Raw genomic sequence first — 24215 nt, 5'->3', positions numbered from 1 at the left:
AACGCTTGACCGGAAGGCAAATCGCGACGAAGTTTGGCCCCGCCGTGGAAATTCCTTCTCAGATCAGCCCAAATTCGGATCAGTTCATTCCCGACTCGCGCCGGGCATGGCTGCGGCTCGCCGTTGCCGTGGTGATCGGCTCGCTCGGCAGCGTCGGCATGTGGTCGGTGGTGGTGGCGCTGCCGGTGGTGCAGGGGGATTTCGGCGCCACGCGAGGGACCGCGTCGCTCGCCTTTACCCTTGTCATGATCGGCTTCGGCTCCGGCGGGGTTCTGACCGGCAAGATTACCGATCGCTACGGCATCGTTACCGCGATCGGGCTCGGCATCGGCATCCTCGGGCTCGGCTATATCGGTGCCGGCTACGCGCCGTCGATCTGGTCGTTCATCCTGTTTCATTTCGCGATCGGGCTGTCGTCATCGGCGACGTTCGGGCCGTTGATGGCTGAAGCCTCGCACTGGTTCGACCGCTACCGCGGGCTCGCGGTCGCGATCGCCGCCAGCGGCAACTACATCGGTGGCGCGATCTGGCCGCCGCTGGTGAATCTCGGCATGCAGCAGTTCGGCTGGCGCACGACGCACATCGCGATCGGCATCTTCACCGCGGTTGCGATGGCGGTCGCGCTGTTCGTGCTGCGGCGCTTGACGGACGGTGCAAGCCGGCACAGCCATCTCAACGCGGCGCCGCCGCGCGTCAATGTGCGGCTCTCCACCAACGCGCTGACGGCGATCCTGGCGCTCGCCGCGGTCGCCTGCTGCGTGGCGATGGCGATGCCGCAGGTGCATATCGTCGCCTATTGCGGCGACCTCGGCTATGGCGTGGCGCGCGGCGCCGAGATGCTGTCCCTGATGCTCGGCTTCGGCATCATCAGCCGTATCGGTTCGGGCTTCCTGGCCGACCGGATCGGCGGCATCCGCACGCTCCTGATCGGCTCGGTCGCGCAGGGCACTGCGCTGCTGTTCTATCTGTTCTTCGACAGCCTGACCTCGCTCTACATCATCTCGGCGATGTTCGGCCTGTTCCAGGGCGGCATCGTGCCGAGCTACGCCATCATCATCCGCGAGGCGATGCCGGCGGCGGAAGCGGCCACCCGCGTCGGCATCGTGATCTTCGCCTCCGTGATCGGCATGTCGCTCGGCGGCTACGTCTCAGGCGTGATCTTCGACGCCACCGGCTCCTACGCGGCCGCCTTCGCCAACGGACTCGCCTGGAACGCGCTCAACGTCACCATCATGCTGATGCTGCTGATCCGCTCGCGGCAGCGGCTGGCGATGGCGTGAGCTTTCTCTCCCGTCACAGGCACGATTTCGGCAACAGCATGTGGATGCCCTTGTTGCCGTCGACCAGTTGGGTCACCCGCAAATTGCCGGCCAGCGAACACAGCATGTAGGCCTGGTTGCGCGAGAGATTGGTGCGGGCGCAGACGTGCTTGACCATTTCCCGCACCGCCTGCTTGGCGGCATCGTCAAGGTCTTCGTCGAGCCCGATCGACATCAGATGCGTCGCGCTCTCGGCGAACGGCCACTCGATCGCCATGTCCTTGCGCACGATGAGGCGGAAGCTGCCGGTGACGCCGGTCTCGAGCGCGGTGATGCAGACTTCGCCGTCGCCCTGGACCGCGTGTCCGTCGCCGGCAAAGAACAGCGCGCCGTCATTGAACACCGGCAAATACAGCGTGGTCCCCGCGCGCAATTCCTTGTTGTCCATGTTGCCGCCGAAGGCGCGCGGCACCGGTGATCCGCAGCGGCCCCAACTCGGCGGCGGCGCGGTCGCGATGATGCCGAAGAACGGATCGATCGGAATTTCCGTGCCCCACGGCATCACGCAGACATTGCGGTCCCGATCGATCGAGGGGTGAATGGTCTCGTAGTCGGTGAACTCGCTCGGCAGCGTGCCGAGCAATGGCAGGATCGAGACAAAACCCCAATCCTGCCGCACCTTCACGTCGAGAATATCGATCTGCAGGGTGTCACCGACGCGCGCGCCGCGCACATAGACCGGTCCGGTGATGAAGTGCGGGCCCGGTCCGGGCGGCAGCGTTTCCAGCGCGGTGATGTAATCGGCGCTGACAAGGCTGAGATCGTCGGGCAGCGTCTCTTTCCCGCCGGCGGGAAAGCTGTGCAGCGTGACGATGTCGCCCGAGTTGACTTCAAGCACGGGAGGGGTGGAGCTATCAAGGTAGCCCCATACCATAACATCAGGGGTGCTCGGAAGTTCGTATCGTCTCGGCATGGCGGGATACTCCGCCCTTCGAGAAAGCAAATCGCCTGCCAGATCGTGCGAGCACGTCGAAGACGCTTTGCGGCGCCGGCCGACGACGACGCGTCTGTGACATGGCATGGTTTCTGAATTGCCGAGAACCCAATCAATCCTGTCGGCGCTATGGTCGATGATCAAGCGTGAGAGCAGCCCCGTGAAGGTTTGAAGGGAGCATCCGATGAGGCGTTCGCAGTTCACCGAAAACGAAATCCTGCATCTGCTTTACGAAGCAAGCGCCGGCGTCTCCGTTGCCGAAATCTGCAAGGCCGCCGGTGTGTCGGTGCGAACCTTCTACCGTTGGCGCCGCCGGTTCGGCGGTCTCAACGTGCCGGCCGTCCTGCAGATGAAGGAATTGGCCGCCGAAAACGCGAGGCTGCGCGGCCTGGTCAGCAATCTGTTCGAATGCTTGCGCGAGCCCGCCGCCAATCCGCCACCGCCGGTCGCCGTAGTGGGCGACGACAAAGCGCGCCGGCAGGAGCAGGCGATCCGCAGTGCGGCGAAAAAGTGCGGCGGCGCGCTGACCGGACGCTTCGCGTCGCTCCGGGTCAATCCCTGATGGCGCGAGCGCGCACCGGGGCCTTGAATCCTTGCGCCATGCGGTGACATTTCTTTGGGCGGCCATAATGTCAAAAATGACATTATGAGATGTCCGATGGCGCCGGATTGTTCATCGTGCCGCTTTCTGAAGCAGGCACGTCACAGGCCGCGATCAGTCGCGCGATCATTGTGTCACTGCGAGTGACGCAATGAATTGTAGAGGCACGAACCGAGCAATGGCTGTCGTTTCTTTCAACTTGCTGCCCGTTCGATCGGCGCACTAGTCTCCCGCGCATTCGTTGCCTGTTTGTTGTGCGAGGAGTCCTGAGCCATGCCCGATCATCTCCGTTCGCTCTTCAGCCATTCCTTCAACCGCCGGCGCTTCCTTTCCAACGCGGCTGCAATCGCGGGCGGGCTCAGCGCGTCGTCGCTGGTCGGCTCACGCGGTGCGCATGCGGCAACGCTGAAGACCGTTCGTTTCAGCGAAGCCGTGCACAATCTCGGCTACATCAACCTCTATGTCGGCATGCACGCCGGCATCTTCAAAAAGAACGGCCTCGAGATGCAGGTGAGTGCCGCCGGGGGCGACACGCAGACCTTTGCCGCTGTGCTCGGTGGCTCCGCGGACTTCGCCATCGGCGATGCGACGATGGCGCAGATCTCGCGCGAGAACGGCGGACCCGGCGTCGTGGTCGGCACGGTGGTGCAGCGCGCGCATTACTTCGGGGTGTCGAAAACGCTTCAACCGATCACCGATCCGAAGGCCTTCAAGGGGCTGAAGATCGTGACCTCGCCCGAGCCGAACACCAACTACAGCGTCGCCAAGCGGCTGCTTGAAAAGGCCGGCCTCAAGGTCGGCGTCGATGCGACCATCGTGCCGGTCAATCCGGGCACCGAGATCGCCGCCATGCTGGCCGGACAGGCGGATATCGCGATCGCCTATCAGCCCAGCGTGGCCGCGGCCGAAGCACAGGGCGCCAAGGTGGTGTTCGATTTCTCCAGCTATATCGGCCCATTCTGCAACACCGGCATCATGGTGCTTCCGACCACGATCCAGAAGGATCCGGAGATGGTGCAGGCGCTGGTGACTTCGTTCGAGGAGGCGTCGCGCAAGACCTACGCCGATCCCGCCTTTGCCAAGGAGGTCGCGCGCAAGGAGTTCCCGGATCTGCCGGGCGACGTCGTCGACAAGGCGATCGATGCCGAGCTCAAATTCCTGATCCCCGCGCAGTCGGTGGTGACCAAGAAGGACCAGTGGCAGAACCTGATGGACATGCAGATCTATCTCGGCAACGCCAAGGGCTCGATTCCGTTCGAGCAGATCATCGACAATTCCTTTGCCGACAAGGCGGTCGCCAGCCTCAAATGACTGAAGTCGGCAGCGGCAAGACCGCCGGTAATGCAAGCGCGGTAGCCGGCAGCGTCGTCGTTCCGCCGCTGGTGGTGGAGCACGTCTCCAAGAGTTATGAGGTCAAGAATGAGATCGTGCCCGTCATCGGCGATCTCAGCCTGACGCTGCGGGAAGGGGAGATCGTCAGCATTGTCGGGCCGTCCGGCTGCGGCAAGACCACCCTGCTCAATACGCTGTGCGGCCTGCTCAGTCCGGACTCCGGGCGAATTCGCTGGCATGGCCGCGAGGTCACCGGTCAGCCGCAGAATGTCGGCTACATGCTGCAGAAGGACCTGCTGCTGCCATGGCGGACCGCGCTCGGCAACGCCATGCTCGGGCTCGAAATTCGCGGCGTCGCCGCTGCCGAGGCTGAGGACCGCAGCCGAGCGATGCTCGACCAGCTCGGCTTGCACGGCTTCGCCGACCACTATCCCTCCACGCTGTCCGGCGGCATGCGGCAGCGGGTGGCGCTCGCGCGGACGCTGGTGCACGAGCCCGACGTCCTGCTGCTGGACGAGCCGTTTGCCGCGCTCGACTTCCAGAGCAAGCTATTGATCGAGAACGATACCGCGGCGCTGGTGCGGCAAGGCAGGCGTTCGCTGCTGCTCATCACGCACGATATCGAGGAGGCGGTTTCGCTGGCGGATCGCGTCATCGTGCTGTCGAAGCGGCCGACCCGGATCAAGGCGGTCTACGACATCGCGCTCGGCGCCGAGCGCACCGACATGATCGGCCTGCGCCAAAGTCCCGAATTCAGTCATTATGTACGGCGCATCTGGGCCGATCTCGACGTGGTCCTGCAATGACGGCGGAGATGGATGCTGGAATGGCTCGTCCGACGGGCGCCTCCACGCCGATCCCGGATACGGCCGCACGGCGACGGTGGAAGCGGCTGCGCGCAACCGCGCACGTGCTGGCGACGCAGGTCGCGATCCTGATTGCGTTCCTCGCGTTCTGGGATCACATGACCTCGCGCAACAGCGCGGCCGCTTTCATGTTCGGTTCGCCCTCGGCGATCGCCGGATTTCTGCTCCAGATGGCGCGCGACGGCAGCCTGTGGCGCGACCTCTATGTGACTGGCAGCGAAACCCTGCTCGGCTTCTTTGTCGGAAACCTGGTCGGCACGGTGATCGGCCTGTCGCTGTGGTATTCGCGCTTCGTGTCCCGGGTCGTCGAGCCCTTCGTGACCGCGATCGGGTCAATCCCGATCATCGCGCTGGCGCCGATCATCATCATCTGGTTCGGCACCGGCTTGATCTCGAAGGTCGCGATGTCGACGCTGTCGGTCGTCATCGTCGCGCTCGTCACCTCCTACAAGGGCGCGCTCGGCGTCGATCCGGACCAGATCAACCTGATGCGGACGCTCGGCGCCTCGAAATTCCAGATCTTTCGCAAGCTGGTGGTGCCGGCCTCGCTGACGGACATCTTCGCAGGGCTGAAGCTCACGGTCGGCTTCGCCCTGATCGGCGCGATCGTGGGCGAGTTCATGTCGTCGTCGGAAGGGCTCGGCCACGCCATCTTCAAGGCGGGCTCGCTCTACGTGATTCCAAAGGTGTTCGCGGCTCTGGTCGCCACCATCGCGCTGGCGCTGATCCTGACCTTCATCGTCGGCAAGATCGAGCGGCTGCTGATGCCCTGGCGCCGTCTTTGAATTCTGCAGCGGTCAATCCAACCCGGAGTGAAGATGTCCAAGCGCATCGCCAAGGAAAACAACATCAAATATGCGCTGTCAGGCGACGAGCGCTTCATCGCCAGCGTCGAGCCCGGGGAAACCTTCGTGGTGGAGTGCGCGATCAACGCCAATGATGGCACGATCCGCCACCTCGGCCAGCAACTGACCGAAAAGGATGTCACCTTTCCATTCGTCAACGGTGCGACCGGGCCGATCGAGGTCCGTGGGTCGAAAGCCGGCGACATGTTGAAGGTCGAGATCGTCAAGATGGAGTTGGACCGGCTCGGCTTCACGGCCTTGTGGCCCGGCATCGGCATGTTTCCCGATTGGGTTCGCCGCAAGGAATTCGGCATCCAGACCCGGGTGGTCGAGGTCAAGGACGGCCTGGTGCACTGGAACGAGCACCTCAAGCTGCCGATCAAGCCGATGATCGGCGTGCTCGGCGTCGCCCCGGTTCACGGCGCCGTGCTCACGGTCGACAATGGTCCACACGGCGGCAATCTCGACGTCCAGGAAATCACCAGCGGCAACACCGTCATGTTCCGCGTCAACAAGGACGGGACGCATCTGTTCATGGGCGATTGCCACGCGATCCAGGGCGACGGCGAATGCAATGGTATGGGCGCGATCGAGATCGCAGCGACGCTGACGGTAAGAGTGTCGCTCGAGAAGGCGCCGTCGCGTCTGAACCATCCCCGGATCGAGACGCCGACGCATATCGGCACGCTCGGCTGCGCCCGGCCGCTCGAAGATGCCATGCGGATCGCGTTCGAGGAGATGGTGTATTGGCTGGAGGACGACTGGAAGATCCCGGCCGCCGAAGGCTATATGCTGCTCGGCCAGATCGCGGAAGCGCGCTGCACCCAGGTGGTCAACCCGAAATACACCTACATCTGCAAGGTCGATAAGAGCGTGCTGGCGCGATATTTCGGCTGAGCCACCAGGGACGCTGTCGGGGGCGGAGGACGCCGGATTTTCCCCGCAGGATTGATCGAGCGCAAAGCGCTGCGGCGGCAATCCGCTAGCTTTTCTTCATTGAATATGGAGAAGAGCCATGACAGTCGACACCATCCTGGTCATTATCGGCGTGACGGCGATCTTCGTGACCATCGCTGCGGCCATCGCCTGGGGCGACCGGCAGACCCGCGATCTCTGAAGCGCGGGAAAACAAGCGGAACTAGAATGTCGGCGGGGTGCAGGCGCTGATCACCTCGCAGGGCTTGCCGCCGACGCAGCGAAAGCGATGCGGGCGGCGGCTTTCGAAATAATAGGCGTCGCCGGGATTGAGGATGCGGCGCTCGTCATCGACGGTCACCTCGAGCTTGCCGGACACCACGATGCCGCCTTCCTCGCCGTCATGCACCAGCGGCACGCGGCCGGTATCGCTGCCGGGCTCGTAGCGCTCTTTCAGGATCTGCAGGCTCCGGCCGAACAAATTGTCGCCGACCTGGCGATAGGAGATCGGCTTCTTGCCGATCTCGGTCAGCTCGTCGGAGCGATAGAACACCTTGCGGCGGCGCTCCGGTTCGAGCGCGAAGAATTCCGCCAGTCCCATCGGAATTCCATCGAGGATGCGCTTCAGCGCCCCGACGGACGGGTTCATCTGGTTGGACTCGATCAGCGAGATCGTCGAATTGGTGACGCCGGACCGCTTGGCGAGTTCGCGCTGCGACAGCTTTTGCTGCGCGCGAATGAATCGCAGCCGGCCCCCGATATCGACGCTCATGGAGAATCCCTGTTGCAGGTGTTGCGGATCGCGCAAATATGCCGCGTTCGCCCCAATGAGATCAATGGGTTGCGGAGGAGCAGAAAAGGACTTGTTGCGCGTTTGAGAGCGTGTTCGGCTGCGATGTCAGCAGTGGAGCGACGCCGTGACCGTTCATCAGATTCCGAACACCATCAAGCTCGATTCGTTCTGGATGCCGTTCACGGCGAACCGGCAGTTCAAGGAGACGCCGCGGCTGTTCGCCTCCGCCGAGGGCATGTATTACACGAGCGTCGACGGGCGGAAGGTGATCGACGGCTCGGCCGGGCTTTGGTGCGTCAATGCCGGCCACGGCCGCAAGCAGATCGCCGCAGCGGTCGAGCGGCAGTTGATGACGCTGGACTTCGCCCCGTCGTTCCAGATGGGCCATCCGATCGCGTTCGACTTTGCAGAAAGGCTTGCGGCGCTGGCGCCTGCCGGACTCGACCGCGTCTTCTTCACCAATTCGGGATCGGAATCGGTCGACACCGCGCTGAAGATCGCGCTCGCCTATCACCGCGCCGCCGGCCAGCCGACCCGCACGCGCCTGATCGGCCGCGAGCGTGGCTATCACGGCGTCGGCTTTGGCGGCATGTCGGTCGGCGGCATGGTGGCCAATCGCCGTGCCTTTGCGACCCATCTGCCTGGTGTCGACCATATCCGCCACACCTACGATCTGGCCCGTAACGCCTTTGCGAAGGACCAGCCGGAGCATGGCGCCGAACTCGCCGACGACGTCGAGCGCCTGGTGGCGCTGCATGGCGCCGACACGATCGCCGCCGTCATCGTCGAGCCGGTTCCGGGCTCGACCGCGGTGCTGCCGCCGCCGAAAGGCTACCTGCAGCGGCTGCGCGAATTGTGCGACAAGCATGGCATCCTCCTGATCTTCGACGAAGTCATCACCGGTTTCGGCCGGCTCGGCACGCCGTTCGCGTCGCAGTTTTTCGGCGTGACCCCCGATCTGATGACGACCGCGAAGGGCATCACCAACGGCACCGTTCCCTGCGGCGCGGTGTTCGCCAGCCGCAAGATCTATGACGGGCTGATGACCGGTCCGGAAAGCCAGATCGAGCTGTTCCACGGCTACACCTATTCGGCGCATCCGGTGGCCTGTGCTGCCGGTCTCGCGACGCTCGACATCTACAAGGATGAAGGCTTGCTGACGCGCGGCGCTTCGCTCGCCGAGTACTGGCGCGATGCGCTGCACCAGCTCAAGGGCCTGCCGAACGTGATCGACATCCGCAATGTCGGCCTGATGGGCGCCGTCGAAGTCGCTCCGCGGAAGGATGCGATCGGCGCACGCGGCTATGACATGATGGTCGATTGTTTCAACCGCGGCCTCTACCTTCGCCAGAGCGGCGACTCCTTGGCGATGTCGCCGCCCCTGATCGTCGAGCGCAGCCATATCGACGAGATGGTGTCGATCCTCGGCGACGTCATCAAGCGCGTCGCCTGACCCTTGCTCCAGCCGTTGCGGAGATTATTTGCAGCGGCAAGTAATGCCGCGGCAGGAGCCTGAAAAGCGTGAAAGTCATCATCCTCGGCAGCGGCGTCATCGGCGTCACGTCGGCCTATTATCTCGCGCGCGCCGGTCATGAGGTGACGGTTGTCGACCGGCAGCCGAAGCCTGCGCTGGAAACCTCCTTTGCCAATGCCGGCGAAGTTTCGCCCGGCTACTCTTCGCCCTGGGCCGGCCCCGGCGTGCCGATCAAGGCCATCAAATGGCTGTTGATGAAGTACGGGCCGCTGGTGGTCCGCCCGAAGCCCGATCCCGCGATGTGGACCTGGCTGCTCAAGATGCTGCGCAACTGCACCGCGGAGCGTTACGCGGTCAACAAGAGCAGGATGATTCCGATCGCGGAATATAGCCGCGACTGCCTGCGTGCGTTGCGCGGCGAGATCGGCATCCACTATGACGAGCGCTCCCGCGGCACGCTGCAACTGTTTCGTTACGCCTCCCAGCTCGACCACACCGCCGACGACATCGCAGTCCTCAAGCAATATGGCGTGCCTTTCGAGGTGCTCGATCGCGAGGGCTGCATTGCCGCCGAGCCGGCGCTCGCCGCCGTGAAGGACAAGATCGCCGGCGGGCTGCGCCTGCCGCAGGACGAGACCGGCGATTGCCACATGTTCACGCAGGCGGTGGCGGTCGAGGCGGAAAAGCTCGGTGTGCGATTCCTGTTCAATGTCGCCATCGACGGATTGATCGCTGAGGCCTCGCGCGTCAGCGGCGTCGCGACCAGCAAGGGTGTGCTGCAGGCCGACGCTTATGTCGTCGCGCTCGGAAGCTGGTCGCCGCGGCTCGTGAAGCCGCTCGGCATTTCGCTGCCGGTCTATCCGGTGAAAGGCTATTCGATCACGGTGCCGATCATGGACGCCAGCGGCGCGCCGGAATCGACTGTTATGGACGAGAGCTACAAGGTCGCGATCACCCGGCTCGGCGACCGCATCCGCGTCGGCGGCACCGCTGAGATTTCAGGCTATTCCGACAAGCTCTACGCTGCGCGCCGCGCGACGCTCGATCATTCGCTGACGGATCTATTTCCGCGCGGCGGCGATCTTGCCAAGGCGACGTTCTGGTCGGGCCTGCGTCCGATGACGCCGGATGGACCGCCCGTGATCGGCGCGACAAGATATGGCAATCTCCATCTTAACACCGGCCACGGCACGCTCGGCTGGACCATGGCCTGCGGCTCGGGCAGGGTGCTTGCGGATCTCTTGTCCGGACGCAAGCCGGAGATCGATGTGAGCGAGCTGTCGATTAGCCGCTACGATCACCGCTTCGGGTGAGTTGCTCCGTTCTCCCTCTCCCGCTTGCGGGAGAGGGCTGGGGTGAGGGTATCTCCACGATGGGACTATCCGTGTGGCGAGAGCCCTCACCCGGCGCTTCGCGCCGACCTCTCCCGCAAGCGGGAGAGGTGGCTTCGTCACAGCAATGACGGAGCGTGGGGTTAGCGTCTCCGCTTCGCGGCCTTCTTCACCGGCTTTTGCTTCGACGCCGTCACCTTCGCCGGGTGCAAGCGCAGCCCATCGATAAACACATCCAACAGCCGCAGCACGGTCGATTGCCAGCCTGCCTGATCGTGCATGTAGCACAGGCCGATCAGTGCGCGCAGCACGTCCTCGGCGCTGATGTCGGCGCGGATCTCGCCGGCGGCGACTGCGCGCGCCAGCAGTGCGCCGATCGCCCTGGTCAGGCGCTCGAGCGAATAAGCGTGAAGTTCGGGGGAGCCGTGGGCGACCAGCGCCAGCGCCGCCGCCATGCCCTTCTTGGTGGCGACGAATTGGACATTGGCGTGCAGCCAGTGCCGCAGCGCTTCGACCGGATCCGCCTCATTGTTCAATTGGTCCGCGAGATCGCCGAGCTGATCCACCTCGCGCCGGTACACCGCTTCATACAGGGCTTCGCGAGTCGGAAAGTGGCGGTAGAGCGTTCCGATGCCGACGCCGGCGTGCCGCGCCACGGCCTCCAGGCTGGCCTCGGGACCGCCGGCGCTGAACACGGCTTTCGCCGCTTCCAACACGCGCTCGCGATTGCGCACGGCATCCGCGCGCGGCTTGCGAACTAGTCCTGCGAACTGACTGGCCATCGGATTTGTGATTTCCCCTCCCTTGTAAAACGGAGGACGCCTCCGTATATGCGATGAATACCCCGGCCTGCAAAGGTTCGCCGATCGACATCGGCGGCCGCAGGCGGTGCGTTACCTCTGTAACAAAATCATCATAGCACTGATCGGAGCCCTGCATGAATTTCTCCATCAGCCTCACCGTGAACGGTGTGCGGCGGGAGATCGAGCTCGACGACCCCCGCGTCACCCTGCTCGATCTCTTGCGCGAGCGTCTCGATCTGACCGGCACCAAGAAGGGGTGCGACCGCGGCCAATGCGGCGCCTGCACCGTCCTGGTCGACGGGCGGCGCATCAATTCCTGCCTCGCTTTGGCGGTGAGCCAGGACGGCGCCGACATCCTCACCATCGAAGGTGTCGCGCACGGCGACCAGCTCCATCCGGTGCAGGCCGCCTTCATCGCGCATGACGCCTTTCAATGCGGCTTCTGCACGCCCGGCCAGGTCATGAGCGGAATCGGACTGATCACCGAAGGCCAGGCCGGCGATGATCCCGAACGCGTGCGCGAAGGCATGAGCGGCAATCTCTGCCGCTGCGGTGCCTATGCCGGGATCACCGAAGCCGTGCTCGAAGCGCAGAAAACCCTCGCGAATTCAGACCAGAGGCGTTCCGCATGATGAATTTCGATTACGTCAGGCCCTTAACCGTCGCCGAGGCGGTCGCGGCCGCGTCCGAAAAGGGCGCAACTTATCTGGCTTCGGGCACCAATCTGCTCGACCTCATGAAGGGCGGCGTCTGCCATCCAAGCAGGCTGGTCGACGTCACGCGCCTGCCGGGGTTCGACCGCGTCGAATATCTTGCCGACGGCGGCGTCAGGATCGGCGCGCTGGTCCGCAACGCCGACCTCGCGCATGACGCCGAGTTCGCGCGCGCCTTTCCCTCTGTCGCCGAGGCATTGCTGTCGGGCGCTTCCGCGCAGTTGCGTAACGCAGCGACCGTCGGCGGCAACGTGCTGCAGCGGACGCGATGTGCCTATTTCTACGACGCTCCCAGCGCCTGCAACAAGCGCTGGCCCGGCGCGGGCTGCGACGCGCGCCATGGCGAGAACCGCCTGCATGCGGTGCTCGGCTGGAGCGAGGCCTGCATCGCCACGCATCCGTCCGATTTCTGCGTGCCGCTGGTTGCGCTCGATGCTGTCGTGGAGATCGAAGGCAAGGGCGGGCGGCGCGAGGTCGCGTTGGAGGCGCTGCACCGCCTGCCCGGCGATACGCCGCAACGGGAGACTTTGCTCGAGCGCGGCGATCTGATCGTCGCGCTGCGGCTGCCGGCCGAGGCTCGCAGCTTTGCCGCGCATGCGCGATACATCAAGGTCCGCGAGCGCACCTCCTATGCGTTCGCCGTCGTCTCCGCTGCCGCAAGCCTGCGGATGGAGCAGGGCACGATTCGCGAGGCTCGGCTCGCACTTGGCGGCGTGGCGGCAAAACCCTGGCGCGCGCGGGCGGCCGAGCAGATCCTTGCCGGCGTCGCGCCCGATGCCGCGGGCTTCCGCGAGGCTGCGCGGATCGCGCTCGCAGATGCAAAACCCTCCGGCGACAACGCGTTCAAGATCGAGCTCGCCCAGCGCATCGTGGTGCGGGCATTGACTCTCGCCGCCGCAGGCACGCCGGAGCGCGTTCCTGCGCTTCCCGGCTCTCCCTTCTCATCCGTTTCAGGAGTGCATCATGTCGCCTGAGATCAACCTCACCCGAGATCCCGCCCATCTCAGGCACGGCTCGAATATCGGCCAGCCGCTGACGCGCCGCGATGGCATCCTGAAGGTCAAGGGCGAAGCGCCCTATGCCGCGGACAATCATCCGCGCGGGATGCTCTATGCCGTCATTGCCGTCTCCACCATTGCCCGTGGCCGTGTGACGTCCCTCGATATCGAGGCCGCCAGGCGCCATCCCGGCGTGGTCGATGTCATGACGCCCTCGCACAAGCCGCCGCTTGCGGAGGACCCGGACGGGAAGCCCAATCCGTTCGCGTTCAAGATGGAGCTCTTGCAGAACGACGAGGTGCGCTATGCGAACCAGGCGATCGCGGTCGTGATCGCCGAGACGCTGGAAGCCGCGACCGAAGGCGCGGCACTGCTGTCGCCGCAATATCACGTCGAGCCCGCCCGCGTCGGTCTCGATGGCGCCGAGAGCTATGTGCCGCCAGTGGTCGGTCTTGCCAATCCGGCCGAAGTTCGCCATGGCGATGTCGACGCCGCACTCGCCGGTGCATCGAACCGCATCGAGGCGACCTATGAAACGTCCGCGCAGTATCACAATGCGATGGAGCCGCACGCGATCGTTGCAAGCTGGGACGGCGACAAGCTCTCGATCGATACCCCAAGCCAGGGCATGGCGATCGCCCAGATGCGGCTCGCCGGACTGCTCGGCATTCCGCCGGGCAATATCCATATCAGCAGCCCGTTCCTCGGCGGCGGTTTCGGCTCCAAGGGACTGGTCTCCGGGCCCCAGGTTCTGGGCATCATGGCCGCAAGATTGGTCGGCCGTCCGGTCAAGCTCGTGCTGCGCCGTGACCAGATGTACGGCCCGGTCGGTCATCGTCCGCCGACGCGGCAGACGCTGCGCATCGGCACCGATAGCGAGGGCCGGCTGACCGCGATCGATCATCACGCGAAGGTCACGACCAGCACGTTCGATGACTTCTACGAGCCGGCCGCCGACGCCTCGCACACGCTCTATGCGAGCCCCGCGATCAAGACCTCGCATGAAGCGGTACGCGTCGACACCGGCACGCCGCTGTTCATGCGCGCGCCGGGAGAGGCGAGCGGCTCGATCGCGCTGGAGAGCGCAATCGACGAGATTGCCGTGGCGTGCAGCATGGACCCGCTCGACTTCCGTCTCAGGAACTATGCCGAGGTCGAGCCGATCTCGGGAAAGCCGTTTTCATCGAAGGCGCTGCGGCAGTGTTATGCCAAAGGCGCCGAACGTTTCGGCTGGGCAGGACGTCCGCTCGCGCCGCGGCAGATGCGTGACGATGCCGGTTTCCTGGTCGGCTGGGGCATGGGCACCGCGACCTTTCCAGCGCTGATGTTCCAGGCGCAGGCGCGCGCGGTGATCCGCAGCGACGGCTCGGGCGTGATGGAGAGCGGCGCGCATGACATGGGGCAGGGTGCCTGGACGGCGCTCGCCCAGATCGGGGCCGACGGGCTCGGGCTCGGCATCGACCAGGTCGAATTCAGGTCGGGCACGTCGGATCTGCCGGATGCCGGCATCGCGGGTGGCTCCGCTCATACTGCAACTGCCGGTGCTGCGATCCACAATGCCGGTGCGGCTGCGATCGCGAAGCTCGCCGATCTCGCGACCAATGACGAACGTTCGCCGTTGTTCGGCGCCGGCAATGCCGGCGTGATCGCGCGGGAGGGGCGGCTGTTCCGCCGTGACGACGAAGCGCGCAGCGAGAGCTATGCGGACATTCTCAAGCGCGCCGGCCTCGCCGAGATCGAGGCCAGCGGCGGCGGCGCGGCCGATCCGGCGGCGCAGTCGAACTACGCCATGCACGCGCATGGTGCAGTATTCGCGGAGGTGAAGGTCGACCCCGAACTCGGCCAGATCCGCGTCACGCGTCTGGTCGGCGCCTTTGCCGCCGGCCGCATCATCAATCCGCGCCTGGTCCAGAGCCAGCTCTTTGGCGGCATGATCTGGGGCGTATCGTTCGCGCTGCATGAGGAAGCCGTCATGGATCCCCGCTCCGGCCGGATCCTGAACGCGAACCTGGCCGAGTACCACATCCCCGTGAATGCCGACGTGCCGTCGCTGGATGTGCTGACCGTCGACGAGCACGATCCGCATGTGAACGTGCTCGGCATCAAGGGCGTCGGCGAGATTGGCGTCACCGGCAGTGCCGGTGCCGTCGCCAATGCAGTCTGGCACGCCACCGGCGTTCGCGCGCGCCGCTTCCCGATCCGGATCGATGATCTGGTGATGGGGGTGAACTGAGTTGCTCTGCTTCACCTCTCCCCAGCGGGGAGACGTCGGATCGCATGCAATGCGATCCGGGTGAGGGGGCTGGTGCCCATGAGAGACCGTAACCCCTCACCCGGCGCTACGCGCCGACCTCTCCCTTTGGGAGAGGTGAGGAGGTCGTCTCGTTGAGAGAGCCGGGAATCATCAACCTTCCGCCACCGCTTCGCTCCAGGCGTGGAACGGCTCGGTGGCGCCGCTGTTGGTGGCGCCGTCGCGCAGCACGACGCTGGGGCAGGCGAATTTCAGCGGCATCGTCTGCATGCGCGCTTCTTCATAGTCGAACCGTGAGCGTAACGCTTCGCGCGCCGATGGCGGCAGCCGCGCGTCGCCGATCACGATCGCGCCTTCGCTGGCGTCGATCCTCGGCTGATGGATCGCCGCATCGAGGTCCATGCCGTGATCCATCACGAACGAGAGAAGCTGCGTCACCGCCGGCAGGATCCGCCGGCCGCCGGAGGCGCCGACGGCGAGGCGCCGGCCGTCGGCGGCCTGCGCCACGACCGGTGTGTAGTTGGTCAGGCAGCGCTTGCCCGGCGCCAGCGAATTCGGCGTGCCCGGCGTCGGATCGAACCACATGATGCCGTTGTTCATGGTGATGCCGGTCTGCGGCGTCACGAATTTCGAGCCGAAGGTCGACAGCAGCGTTTGCGTCACCGCCGCCATGTTGCCGTCGCGGTCCACGACGGAGAAATGCGTGGTGCAGGCGGGCGCGACCGCCTCCGCGCCGAGCGAGCGGCGGCCGTCGGCATCACCCATGCCTTGCAGGCGTTCGCGATAGGCGGTCTGCAGCGCCTGCGCGTAAGCCGTGTAGGCGGCGGCGTCTGGGGCGCGTGATGGCAGCACGCTCTGCTGCAGCAGGCGCAGCGTATGTGCGAGCGTCGGCCCGGCGGTCAATTCAGGCGTCGCATAGACGTAGCCGCCGCGATAGGGGATGCGCAGCGGCTCGCGCAGATGGGCGCGGAACGCCGCCAGATCCTCGACCGACAGCGCGCCGCCGCTATCCCGGATGTCGGCGGCGATGCTGCGCGCCAGGCCGCCCTCATAGAAATCGCGCGGTCCTTCGGCGGCGAGCTGCGCCATGGTTTCCTTGAGCCGGTCCTGCGGCAGCCGCACCACCGACTTGATGCCCCATTGCGGATTCGGCGGCAGGCCATCCTGCAGATAGGCGGCCGCGCTCGCCGGATAGCGGCGGAGGTCGGCGGCTGAGCTCGCGATCATCAGCGTGGTCCACCAGTCGACCAACAGGCCTTCAGCGGCGAGATCGACGCTCGGCTTGAGCAATTCCTTCCACGGCAATTTGGCATGGCGGCGATGCGCTTCCTCCATGCCCGCCACCACGCCGGGCACCGCGATCGAGCCGGGGCCATGGAGATTGCGGTCGTCCTTCACGCGCGCCCAGGGAAACAGGTCGGAGGCGGTGCCGTCGCCGGTCAGCGGATAGTCCTCGACGCGAAGGCTGTTCGGCGCCCGCATGCCGTAGTCGATCACCTCATAGCGGCTTTCGCGGGCGCGGTAGAGCACCATGGCGCCGCCGCCGCCGATCCCGCTCATCCAGGGCTCCACCACGCCGAGCGCAAACGTGGTCGCGACCACGGCATCGATGCAATCGCCGCCTGCCGCCAGCACCGCCGCGCCGACCTCGGCGGCTCTTCGCGACTGCGAAGCGACGATGCCGCCCTTGGAGGTGACAGCCGGTTTGCGGATTTGCTGGGTGTTGGAGAACTGGTCGGACATTGCGGTGTTCAGGCCTTCTCGGAGGAAACGGATCAAGTCGCCGTAGCATGCCGGGCATCGCATGCTAAGGCAACCATCCGTCAGATCGAAGGTTCAGACCGAATCCGCATAGGTGGGAATGCGCAGGACCGACGAAGGGCGCTTGTCCTCCGTGCCTGATCGTTGATTAGGGCCTTCGTCACTCCGGCCATTTCGAGTTCAGGATGACGTCGCAGAAATTGATCCGGCGGTAGGTCGGGTCGCGCAGCGCCAGCACGTCCGCCTTGACGTTGCCGAAGGTCGTTTCCGGCTTCTTGATCGTGCCGGCGGCAAACGCATCGATGATGCCGTTCTTGAAGTCGTGGCCGCGCGGATGGTGGGCGCAGATCTCATGGCGCTGTGTGGGGGTGAAGGAGTCGTATTCGAGCCCGAGCACGTCCATCTCGACGCCGGCGGTCACCAGCGCTACCACGGGCCGCTTGTGCTTCGGGATGCCCGGCGTGGTGTGCAGCGCGATCGCGTCCCAGACGTCCTCGACGTCGCGCTCATTGATGCGATGGGCGCGGAGGAAGCTTGCGGCGGCATTGGCGCCGTCGACCTCGAAACGCTCGTCGGCGCTGGCATAGGGCGCCTGCAAGCCCATGTCGTGGAACATCGCGCCGACATAAAGCAGTTCGGGGTCGACCTTGAGCCCGCGCCGCTGCCCGGCCAGCGCGCCGAACAGGAAAACGCGGTTGGAATGGTGGTAGAGCAGTTCGGATTCGGTGTCGCGAACCAGTTCGTCGACCTCTCGCGCCAGCTTGCTGTCGGGAATGGTGATACCGGCAATGATCTTGGTCATGACCTGATCTCCTTGCGTCTTCGGTGAGTTACTTTCCGATCAATTGATGCTTTGCGCTGGCGCGAACAACGCCGCCGATCCCTGCGAAACCGTCAAAACACCACGCTTTTCTGCCGATGGCGTCCGTGCAAGAAGCACGTGGCTGAAATGCATGGCCGGCTGGCAGGATTCCATGCATAGTCATCGCGAGCGTATCCACGCGCAGGAACTGGATTGTTGATCGATGAAGGCGGTCGCTCTGGCGATCTTTCCGGGAGTGCAGGCGCTCGACGTCGCAGGCCCGCTCGACGTGTTCGCGGAGACAAACGCTTTCGTGGGAACGGATCGCGGCTACGGCCTCACGCTGATCGGCGCCGAACGGCAGCCGTACCGTGCGTCGAACGGGATGTCGATCATCCCCGAGATGACGTTTGCCGATGCGGAACAGGCGTTCGATCTCGCGCTGGTCGCCGGCGGACCGGAGCTTCCGACCACGCCGCCGGATCGGCGGCTGGTCGACTGGCTTGGCGAGAGCGCCGCGCGTTCACCCCAATATGGCTCGATTTGCACCGGCGCGTTCGCACTTGGCCATGCCGGCCTGATCGACGGCAAGACGGTGACGACGCATTGGCAGGATGCGCCCAATCTTGCCCGGCAGTTCCCGAAAGCGAGGGTCGAGTTCGACCGCCTCTATCTCCGCGACGGGCCGCTGCTCACCTCGGCGGGCGTCACCGCGGGAATCGATCTCGCGCTCGCGATCGTGCAGGATGATCACGGGCCGGAAGTCGCTCTTGCCGTCGCCAAGCGGCTCGTCGTCGTCGCGCAGCGGCAGGGCGGGCAGTCGCAATTCAGCCCCTATCTCGTTCCGCCGGCCGAGAAGGATTCGCCGATCGCGCGCGTCCACGCCCATGTGATGGCGCATCTGCGTGAGCCGAACGGCGTCGATGTGCTGGCGCAGGTGGCCGGAATGAGTCCGCGCAGTTTTGCGCGCGCGTTCAAGCGCGAGACCAATGTGACGCCGGCCGAGTTCGTCGAAAGCGCGCGCGTCGATGCCGCGCGTAACCGCCTCGAAGGTTCTGACCTGCCGCTGAAAGTGGTCGCGCATGAATGCGGCTTCAGCGGCGCCGAGCATATGCGCGTCGTGTTCGTCAAGCGCCTCGGGATCACGCCGAGCCAGTACCGCGCAAGTTTTCGCAAAGTCTGACGTCCCCCGTCCGCGCGGGTCGCCAGGCAATGCGGAAGAATGTCCCGAAATCCGTGCGAATCCGAAAGAGTCGGCAGGCTCTGGAAAGATACGCTCGGCGATGCACGGTATCGCAACCGTCAAGCACGGCCCCGGAAACGCTGCGGCCGCTTACCGAGAAACAAGGATGGCACGAATGCTCAAGTCCACGCGTCCCGAACTGCAGAGCCCGACCGACCTGAAAGCCGAAGCGACTCGCGATATCTCAGCCGCGCTCGGCGGCCTGCTGGCCGACGTCTTTGCCCTTTATATCAAGACCAAGAACTTTCATTGGCATATGTCGGGCAGGCACTTCCGCGATTACCATCTTCTGCTCGACGAGCAATCCGACCAGATCTTCGCGATGACCGATCCGATCGCGGAACGCGCGCGCAAGATCGGCGGCACCACGATCCGCTCGATCGGTCAGATTGCGCGCCAGCAACGCATCCTCGACAACGATGCCGACTATGTCGACCCGCAGGACATGCTCGCCGAACTGGGCAGCGACAACCAGCAGCTCACGCGCGAGATGCGCCAGGTTCACAATGTCTGTGACGAGTATGGCGACGTCGCCACTGCGAGCCTGCTGGAAAACTGGATCGACGAGACCGAGCGCCGGACCTGGTTCCTCTACGAAGCGACGCGGAACAGGAACTCCTGACCTGGGCCGCACGATTGTAACGAGCTGAGGTCCTCATGGCCGCCGATTCTGCATTCATCGAACGTGCCGGCCTCGACTGGCGTGGCGGCCGCGCGAGTTCCTCCTCGCGGGCGGTGGCGGAGGAAACCGCCATCGCGCTGACCTTCGACGGGTCGACCTATGCCGTGATGATGGCGACGCCCGCTGATCTGAAGGATTTCGGCGTCGGCTTCGCCCTGACGGAGGGCATCGTTGCCCGCGCTGACGAGATCAGGAGCCTCGATCTCATCGAGACCGATCTTGGCATCGAGGTCCGGATCTGGCTTGGAGAAAACCGGACAAAGGCCCTGTTCGCACGGCGGCGCGCCACCATCGGCCCCGCCGGCTGCGGGCTATGCGGCATCGAAAGCCTGGTGCAGGCGAGGCGTGCCGTTCCAAGGGTGAAAAAGGGTGCGACGTTCGATGCGCGCGATCTCTTGGAGGCCATGCGTGCGCTCCCGCCGCTGCAGGACCTCAACAGGAAAACCCGCGCCGTGCACGCGGCCGCCTTCTGGCAGGCCGATGGCGGCATCGGACCCGTGCGCGAAGATGTCGGCCGCCACAACGCGCTCGACAAGCTTTCCGGCGCGCTGATCCGTCACAACAGGTCGGTCTCGAACGGCGCCGTTCTGCTCACGAGCCGCATCTCGGTCGAGATGGTGCAGAAGACGGCTATGATCGGCGCTCCTGTCATCGTCGCCGTTTCCGCACCGACGACGCTCGCGATCAAGACCGCGGATGAAGCGGGGATCACCTTGATCGCCGTTGCGCGCGACGACGGCTACGAAGTGTTCACGCATCCCGATCGCATTGTCTTCGCACAGGGAATGCGTCAGCGTCCCGCTAAGGCGGACGATGGCGTTGTAACGGTGTGAACGCCTCTGTGGCGTCGCTAAGCATGAACCGCCCAGGTTGGGTGCAGCCGCGATGAAGCTGCGCTCCCTCTCCCGCAAGCGGGAGAGGTGAAGCCAATCGGCAGCCGGCGCTCCTGCCGACGACAGAAACTCGCGAAGATCGCGGCAGCGCGGTCCTGCCATGCAATTCCGTAAAAGACGTTCGTTTCAGGAAGCCCGCACGCGGCCCTGCACGTAGCTTTGTTGCAATGCCAATGCCTGCTTCCGAACCGCGCGCAAGGAGAGGCGACGATGAATGACCTCCGCAGGGAAACCGACAGTCTTGGTGAAGTCGATGTCCCCGCCGACAAGCTCTGGGGCGCGCAGACGCAGCGCTCGCTCGAGCACTTCAGCATCGGCAAGGATTTGATGCCGCGCGAGATGATCCAGTCCTACGCGATCCTGAAGAAGGCGGCTGCGAACGCCAACCATGCCGGCAAGCGGCTCGACAGCAAAGTCCACAAGCTGATCGTCCATGTCTGCGACGAGATATTGCAGGGCCAGCATCACGACATGTTTCCGCTGCACGTCTGGATGACCGGCAGCGGCACGCAGTTCAACATGAACGTCAACGAGGTGATTTCGAACAGATGCTGCCAGCTCGCGGGCACGCCGCTCGGCAGCAAGCATCCGGTTCATCCGAACGATCACGTCAACATGTCGCAATCGTCGAACGACAGTTTTCCGTCCGCCATGTACATCGCCGCCGCCGTCAATGTGACGCAGCGCCTTGTTCCGGCGGTGAGGGCTCTGCACGACGCGATCGACGCCAAGGCCAGGCAGTGGGACGACGTGGTCAAGATCGGCCGCACCCACATGCAGGATGCAACGCCATTGACGCTGGGCCAGGAGTGGTCGGGCTATGCCGGCATGCTCGCCGACGACCTCGCGCGCATCGAGGACGCGCTCAAGGGCGTGTTTAGGCTCGCGCTTGGCGGCACCGCGGTGGGCACCGGCATCAATGCGGCGCCGGGCTTTGCCGAGGCGGTCGCCGCCGAGATCGCGCGCCTGACCGGGCTGCCCTTCGTCAGCGCGCCGAACAAGTTCACCGTGCAGGGCGCGCATGATGCGCTGGTGCAGCTCTCCGGCACGCTGCGCACGCTCGCGGTCTCGCTCTACAAGATCGGCAACGACATCCGCCTGATGTCCTGCGGTCCGCGCGCCGGCTTTGCCGAGCTGATGATCCCGGAGAACGAGCCGGGCTCCTCGATCATGCCGGGCAAGGTCAATCCGACCCAGGCCGAGGCGCTGACCATGATCGCGGTGCAGGTGATGGCGAACGACGTCGCGGTCGGGTTCGGCGGCGCCAGCGGCTATCTGGAGATGAACGTCTACAAGCCGCTGATGATCCACAACATCGCGCAGTCGATCACGATCCTGACCGACGGCTGCACGAATTTCCGCAAGTTCCTGGTCGAGGGCACGAGGCCGAACAGCAAGAAGATCAAGGAATATGTCGAGCGCTCGCTGATGCTGGTGACTGCGCTCGCGCCCGTAATCGGCTACGATAAGGCCTCGGCGATCGCGCACTATGCGATGGACAACGATCTCACGCTGAAAGCGGCGGCGCTGAAGCTCGGCTTCGTCAGCGAGTCGGAGTTCGACCGCATCGTCGATCCGGCCAAGATGGTCAAGCCCTACGTGGCCCAGGGCAACACTCCCGCCAAAGTCGGCACCCCAGCGGGCTGAAGGAGCACACCATGATCAGATGCGTCAGGCTATGGACAGGTGAGGACAACAATTCGCATTTCGAGGAAGGGCTCATCGAGCTCGAGCCGGGCCAGCGCGGCGACTGGCTCAGCAGCAAGGTCGACGTCGTCACCATCTCCTTCCAGGAGACGGCTTCGGGCGGCGCGTTCGCCTGGCACACCGCGCCGATCCGTCAACTGGTGATCACGCTTTCCGGGACGCTCGATTTCCAGACCCGTGACGGCGAGCATTTCCTGCTGCATCCCGGCGACATCCTGCTGGCGGAAGACACCGTCGGCTCCGGGCATAGCTGGAAGCTGACCGACGATTCGTCCTGGCGCCGGGCGTATGTGGTGTTGCGGCCCGGCGCGCATGTGCCGTTCCGCACCAAGGAACGCCGGCCGGCCTCGGCGTGAGCCATTCAGGACAGCGACATCCAACCCCGAAGGAGGCATCCATGCAGAGCACTCCCACTGGCGAACCGGACGTCATCCTCATCGGCGCAGGCATCATGAGCGCGACGCTGGGCGTCTTCCTGAAAGAACTCGAACCATCGCTCACCATCTCGATGTTCGAGGTCCTGGAGGATTGCGCGCAGGAAAGCTCCGACGCCTGGAACAATGCCGGGACCGGGCACGCGGCCAATTGTGAGATGAACTACACGCCGGAACGGCCCGACGGCAGCATCGACATTTCCAGGGCCTTGCAGGTCAACGTCGAGTTCGACCTGTCGCGGCAGTTCTGGTCCCATCTTGTCGGCAAGGGCGCGATATCGGATCCGCGTTCCTTCATTCACCCGGTGCCGCATATGAGCTTCGTGTTCGGCGCCGACAACGTCGCCTTTCTCAACAAGCGATTCAAGGCGATGTCGGCCCATCATTGCTATGAGGGCATGGAATATACCGAGGACCCGAAGCAGATCGAGGGTTGGGTGCCCCTGGTGATGGAGGGCCGCAGCGGTGACGATCCTGTTGCCGCAACGCGGATCATCACCGGCACCGATGTCGACTACGGCTCACTGACCCATCATCTGGTTCGCCATCTCGTCAGCCAGCCCGGCTGCGCCGTCCATTACAAGAGCTGCGTCACCGATATCGTCCGCGATCAGGACGGTCGCTGGCGGGTCGAAGTCCGCGATACCGACAGCGGCGAGAAGCGGTCGGTGAGGGCAAAGTTCGTGTTCATCGGAGCCGGCGGTGGTGCGCTGCCGCTGTTGCAGAAATCCGGTATTCCGGAGGGGCAGGGCTATGGCGGCTTTCCCGTCTCGGGAATCTGGCTGCGCTGCGACGATGGCGCGATCAACAAGCGTCACCATGCCAAGGTCTATGGCAAGGCCGCGATCGGCTCGCCGCCGATGTCGGTGCCGCATCTCGACACCCGTGTCATCGGCGGGCAGCATTCGCTCTTGTTCGGTCCCTATGCCGGCTTCTCGAGCAAGTTCCTCAAGCACGGCTCGCTGCTCGATTTGTTCGAGTCGCTCCGGCCCGCCAACGTCGAACCGCTGCTCGCGGTGGCGCGTGACAATTTCGACCTGACGGAATATCTGATCGGGCAGGTGCTGCAATCCGAAAGCCACCGACTTGCGACGCTCGACCAGTATTTTCCGAACGCCGATCCGAAGGACTGGCGATTGCAGGTCGCGGGCCAGCGGGTCGAGATCATCAAGCCTGACGTCAAGCGCGGCGGATTGCTCGAATTCGGAACCGAACTGGTCGGCGCCGCGGACCATTCCCTGGTCGCGCTGCTCGGCGCGTCGCCGGGCGCCTCGACCGCGGCCTTCATCGCCATCGGCGTGCTCGAGAAGTGCTTTGCCGGCGAGCTCACGGCGAGCGCATGGCTGCCGAAGCTGAAACAGATCATCCCGTCCTATGGCGTGTCGCTGATCGATGATGCGGATTTCTGCCGACGTATCCGTGCGACCACCGCCGAAGTTCTGAAGGTCGACAACATTCCGGCGCCGGCCGCTCGTTCGGCGTCGGCAGCGCAACAAGCTTGAGGCGACAGGAGACCTC

Annotated in this window: 22 protein-coding genes; 17 read left to right on the top strand and 5 right to left on the bottom strand. The window is 64.7% G+C overall.

What is annotated here, in order from left to right; translation table 11 throughout:
• The first annotated feature begins 44 nt into the window (after positions 1 to 44).
• Positions 45 to 1280 carry an MFS transporter gene (locus tag ACVJGD_RS17250; RefSeq protein WP_456635468.1) on the top strand — a complete coding sequence of 412 codons (1236 nt, stop codon included), beginning with the start codon at positions 45 to 47 and terminating at the stop codon, positions 1278 to 1280.
• Between the two features lie 13 nt (positions 1281 to 1293).
• Here ACVJGD_RS17250 and ACVJGD_RS17245 read toward each other — a convergent pair whose 3' ends face one another.
• Complete coding sequence (locus tag ACVJGD_RS17245) at positions 1294 to 2232, bottom strand: acetamidase/formamidase family protein (protein WP_456635467.1); 939 nt, start codon at positions 2230 to 2232, stop codon at positions 1294 to 1296.
• 205 nt (positions 2233 to 2437) lie between these two features.
• On the opposite strand from ACVJGD_RS17245, the gene ACVJGD_RS17240 reads away from it, so the two are divergent.
• The 5 genes from ACVJGD_RS17240 to ACVJGD_RS17220 all read left to right on the top strand — a co-directional run bounded on the left by ACVJGD_RS17240 (position 2438) and on the right by ACVJGD_RS17220 (position 6794).
• Positions 2438 to 2815: a transposase gene (locus ACVJGD_RS17240; protein ID WP_456635466.1), complete on the top strand. Its 378-nt coding sequence runs from the start codon at positions 2438 to 2440 to the stop codon at positions 2813 to 2815.
• Positions 2816 to 3127: 312 nt separating this feature from the next.
• Positions 3128 to 4165: an ABC transporter substrate-binding protein gene (locus tag ACVJGD_RS17235; RefSeq protein WP_456635465.1), complete on the top strand. Its 1038-nt coding sequence runs from the start codon at positions 3128 to 3130 to the stop codon at positions 4163 to 4165.
• Positions 4162 to 4992, top strand: coding sequence for an ABC transporter ATP-binding protein (locus ACVJGD_RS17230; RefSeq protein WP_456635464.1), 831 nt, complete (start codon positions 4162 to 4164; stop codon positions 4990 to 4992). The genes ACVJGD_RS17235 and ACVJGD_RS17230 overlap by 4 nt, the downstream gene beginning before the upstream one ends.
• 20 nt (positions 4993 to 5012) lie before the next feature.
• Positions 5013 to 5837 (top strand): ABC transporter permease, encoded by an 825-nt coding sequence (locus tag ACVJGD_RS17225; protein WP_456635463.1) that lies wholly within the window; start codon positions 5013 to 5015, stop codon positions 5835 to 5837.
• A gap of 33 nt (positions 5838 to 5870) precedes the next feature.
• A complete protein-coding gene (locus ACVJGD_RS17220; RefSeq protein ID WP_456635462.1) occupies positions 5871 to 6794 on the top strand; it encodes an acetamidase/formamidase family protein in 924 nt (307 codons plus the stop codon).
• Between the two features lie 241 nt (positions 6795 to 7035).
• Here ACVJGD_RS17220 and ACVJGD_RS17215 read toward each other — a convergent pair whose 3' ends face one another.
• Positions 7036 to 7584: a cupin domain-containing protein gene (locus tag ACVJGD_RS17215; RefSeq protein WP_130227448.1), complete on the bottom strand. Its 549-nt coding sequence runs from the start codon at positions 7582 to 7584 to the stop codon at positions 7036 to 7038.
• 145 nt (positions 7585 to 7729) lie between these two features.
• Here ACVJGD_RS17215 and ACVJGD_RS17210 point away from each other — a divergent pair, with 145 nt between their 5' ends.
• Entirely contained in the window at positions 7730 to 9058 is a 1329-nt protein-coding gene (locus ACVJGD_RS17210; protein WP_456635461.1) for an aminotransferase class III-fold pyridoxal phosphate-dependent enzyme, read from the top strand.
• A 68-nt stretch (positions 9059 to 9126) separates the two neighbouring features.
• Positions 9127 to 10392 (top strand): D-amino acid dehydrogenase, encoded by a 1266-nt coding sequence (locus ACVJGD_RS17205; RefSeq protein WP_456635460.1) that lies wholly within the window; start codon positions 9127 to 9129, stop codon positions 10390 to 10392.
• Positions 10393 to 10553: 161 nt separating this feature from the next.
• Here the strand turns inward: ACVJGD_RS17205 and ACVJGD_RS17200 are convergent, their stop codons facing one another.
• The gene (locus ACVJGD_RS17200; RefSeq protein WP_456635459.1) at positions 10554 to 11192 is read right to left on the bottom strand and encodes a TetR/AcrR family transcriptional regulator; all 639 of its coding nucleotides are present in this window, start codon (positions 11190 to 11192) and stop codon (positions 10554 to 10556) included.
• Between the two features lie 155 nt (positions 11193 to 11347).
• Here ACVJGD_RS17200 and ACVJGD_RS17195 point away from each other — a divergent pair, with 155 nt between their 5' ends.
• From ACVJGD_RS17195 to ACVJGD_RS17185, 3 genes are read left to right on the top strand one after another with little or no spacing between them, the layout of a single operon-like run.
• Positions 11348 to 11845 carry a (2Fe-2S)-binding protein gene (locus ACVJGD_RS17195; RefSeq protein WP_456635458.1) on the top strand — a complete coding sequence of 166 codons (498 nt, stop codon included), beginning with the start codon at positions 11348 to 11350 and terminating at the stop codon, positions 11843 to 11845.
• A complete protein-coding gene (locus ACVJGD_RS17190) occupies positions 11842 to 12900 on the top strand; it encodes an FAD binding domain-containing protein (protein ID WP_456635457.1) in 1059 nt (352 codons plus the stop codon). The genes ACVJGD_RS17195 and ACVJGD_RS17190 overlap by 4 nt, the downstream gene beginning before the upstream one ends.
• Entirely contained in the window at positions 12890 to 15157 is a 2268-nt protein-coding gene (locus tag ACVJGD_RS17185; protein ID WP_456635456.1) for a xanthine dehydrogenase family protein molybdopterin-binding subunit, read from the top strand. Before ACVJGD_RS17190 ends, ACVJGD_RS17185 begins: the two co-directional genes overlap by 11 nt.
• Before the next feature lie 171 nt (positions 15158 to 15328).
• Here the strand turns inward: ACVJGD_RS17185 and ACVJGD_RS17180 are convergent, their stop codons facing one another.
• Positions 15329 to 16918 (bottom strand): gamma-glutamyltransferase family protein, encoded by a 1590-nt coding sequence (locus tag ACVJGD_RS17180; protein ID WP_456635455.1) that lies wholly within the window; start codon positions 16916 to 16918, stop codon positions 15329 to 15331.
• Between the two features lie 178 nt (positions 16919 to 17096).
• Positions 17097 to 17738 (bottom strand): HD domain-containing protein, encoded by a 642-nt coding sequence (locus ACVJGD_RS17175; protein WP_456635454.1) that lies wholly within the window; start codon positions 17736 to 17738, stop codon positions 17097 to 17099.
• A gap of 223 nt (positions 17739 to 17961) precedes the next feature.
• On the opposite strand from ACVJGD_RS17175, the gene ACVJGD_RS17170 reads away from it, so the two are divergent.
• The 6 genes from ACVJGD_RS17170 to mqo all read left to right on the top strand — a co-directional run bounded on the left by ACVJGD_RS17170 (position 17962) and on the right by mqo (position 24199).
• Complete coding sequence (locus tag ACVJGD_RS17170; RefSeq protein WP_456635453.1) at positions 17962 to 18921, top strand: GlxA family transcriptional regulator; 960 nt, start codon at positions 17962 to 17964, stop codon at positions 18919 to 18921.
• Between the two features lie 175 nt (positions 18922 to 19096).
• Entirely contained in the window at positions 19097 to 19603 is a 507-nt protein-coding gene (locus ACVJGD_RS17165) for a Dps family protein (RefSeq protein ID WP_456635452.1), read from the top strand.
• A gap of 35 nt (positions 19604 to 19638) precedes the next feature.
• Positions 19639 to 20496, top strand: a complete 858-nt coding sequence (gene fdhD, locus ACVJGD_RS17160; RefSeq protein WP_456635451.1) for a formate dehydrogenase accessory sulfurtransferase FdhD — start codon at positions 19639 to 19641, stop codon at positions 20494 to 20496.
• A gap of 270 nt (positions 20497 to 20766) precedes the next feature.
• The gene (fumC, locus tag ACVJGD_RS17155) at positions 20767 to 22203 is read left to right on the top strand and encodes a class II fumarate hydratase (protein ID WP_456635450.1); all 1437 of its coding nucleotides are present in this window, start codon (positions 20767 to 20769) and stop codon (positions 22201 to 22203) included.
• An 11-nt stretch (positions 22204 to 22214) separates the two neighbouring features.
• A complete protein-coding gene (locus ACVJGD_RS17150; protein ID WP_456635449.1) occupies positions 22215 to 22619 on the top strand; it encodes a hypothetical protein in 405 nt (134 codons plus the stop codon).
• Positions 22514 to 24199, top strand: a complete 1686-nt coding sequence (gene mqo / locus ACVJGD_RS17145) for a malate dehydrogenase (quinone) (RefSeq protein ID WP_456640276.1) — start codon at positions 22514 to 22516, stop codon at positions 24197 to 24199. Before ACVJGD_RS17150 ends, mqo begins: the two co-directional genes overlap by 106 nt.
• Positions 24200 to 24215: the final 16 nt, after the last annotated feature.

It is taken from the genome of Bradyrhizobium sp. USDA 10063 (genome assembly GCF_054063735.1).
Note: the sequence above shows the minus strand (reverse complement) of the source record. Positions and strands in the feature narration are given on the sequence as shown.

Bases quoted from the DNA above. Each gene is read 5' to 3' on its own strand.
- ACVJGD_RS17215 (WP_130227448.1), bottom strand. From the start codon at position 7,584: ATGAGCGTCGATATCGGGGGCCGGCTGCGATTCATTCGCGCGCAGCAA.
- ACVJGD_RS17150 (WP_456635449.1), top strand. From the start codon at position 22,215: ATGATCAGATGCGTCAGGCTATGGACAGGTGAGGACAACAATTCGCAT.
- ACVJGD_RS17175 (WP_456635454.1), bottom strand. From the start codon at position 17,738: ATGACCAAGATCATTGCCGGTATCACCATTCCCGACAGCAAGCTGGCG.
- ACVJGD_RS17235 (WP_456635465.1), top strand. From the start codon at position 3,128: ATGCCCGATCATCTCCGTTCGCTCTTCAGCCATTCCTTCAACCGCCGG.
- fdhD (WP_456635451.1), top strand. From the start codon at position 19,639: ATGGCCGCCGATTCTGCATTCATCGAACGTGCCGGCCTCGACTGGCGT.
- ACVJGD_RS17240 (WP_456635466.1), top strand. From the start codon at position 2,438: ATGAGGCGTTCGCAGTTCACCGAAAACGAAATCCTGCATCTGCTTTAC.
- ACVJGD_RS17180 (WP_456635455.1), bottom strand. From the start codon at position 16,918: ATGTCCGACCAGTTCTCCAACACCCAGCAAATCCGCAAACCGGCTGTC.
- ACVJGD_RS17245 (WP_456635467.1), bottom strand. From the start codon at position 2,232: ATGCCGAGACGATACGAACTTCCGAGCACCCCTGATGTTATGGTATGG.
- ACVJGD_RS17190 (WP_456635457.1), top strand. From the start codon at position 11,842: ATGATGAATTTCGATTACGTCAGGCCCTTAACCGTCGCCGAGGCGGTC.
- ACVJGD_RS17165 (WP_456635452.1), top strand. From the start codon at position 19,097: ATGCTCAAGTCCACGCGTCCCGAACTGCAGAGCCCGACCGACCTGAAA.
- ACVJGD_RS17225 (WP_456635463.1), top strand. From the start codon at position 5,013: ATGGCTCGTCCGACGGGCGCCTCCACGCCGATCCCGGATACGGCCGCA.
- ACVJGD_RS17230 (WP_456635464.1), top strand. From the start codon at position 4,162: ATGACTGAAGTCGGCAGCGGCAAGACCGCCGGTAATGCAAGCGCGGTA.
- ACVJGD_RS17200 (WP_456635459.1), bottom strand. From the start codon at position 11,192: ATGGCCAGTCAGTTCGCAGGACTAGTTCGCAAGCCGCGCGCGGATGCC.
- ACVJGD_RS17195 (WP_456635458.1), top strand. From the start codon at position 11,348: ATGAATTTCTCCATCAGCCTCACCGTGAACGGTGTGCGGCGGGAGATC.
- ACVJGD_RS17170 (WP_456635453.1), top strand. From the start codon at position 17,962: ATGAAGGCGGTCGCTCTGGCGATCTTTCCGGGAGTGCAGGCGCTCGAC.
- ACVJGD_RS17220 (WP_456635462.1), top strand. From the start codon at position 5,871: ATGTCCAAGCGCATCGCCAAGGAAAACAACATCAAATATGCGCTGTCA.
- fumC (WP_456635450.1), top strand. From the start codon at position 20,767: ATGAATGACCTCCGCAGGGAAACCGACAGTCTTGGTGAAGTCGATGTC.
- ACVJGD_RS17185 (WP_456635456.1), top strand. From the start codon at position 12,890: ATGTCGCCTGAGATCAACCTCACCCGAGATCCCGCCCATCTCAGGCAC.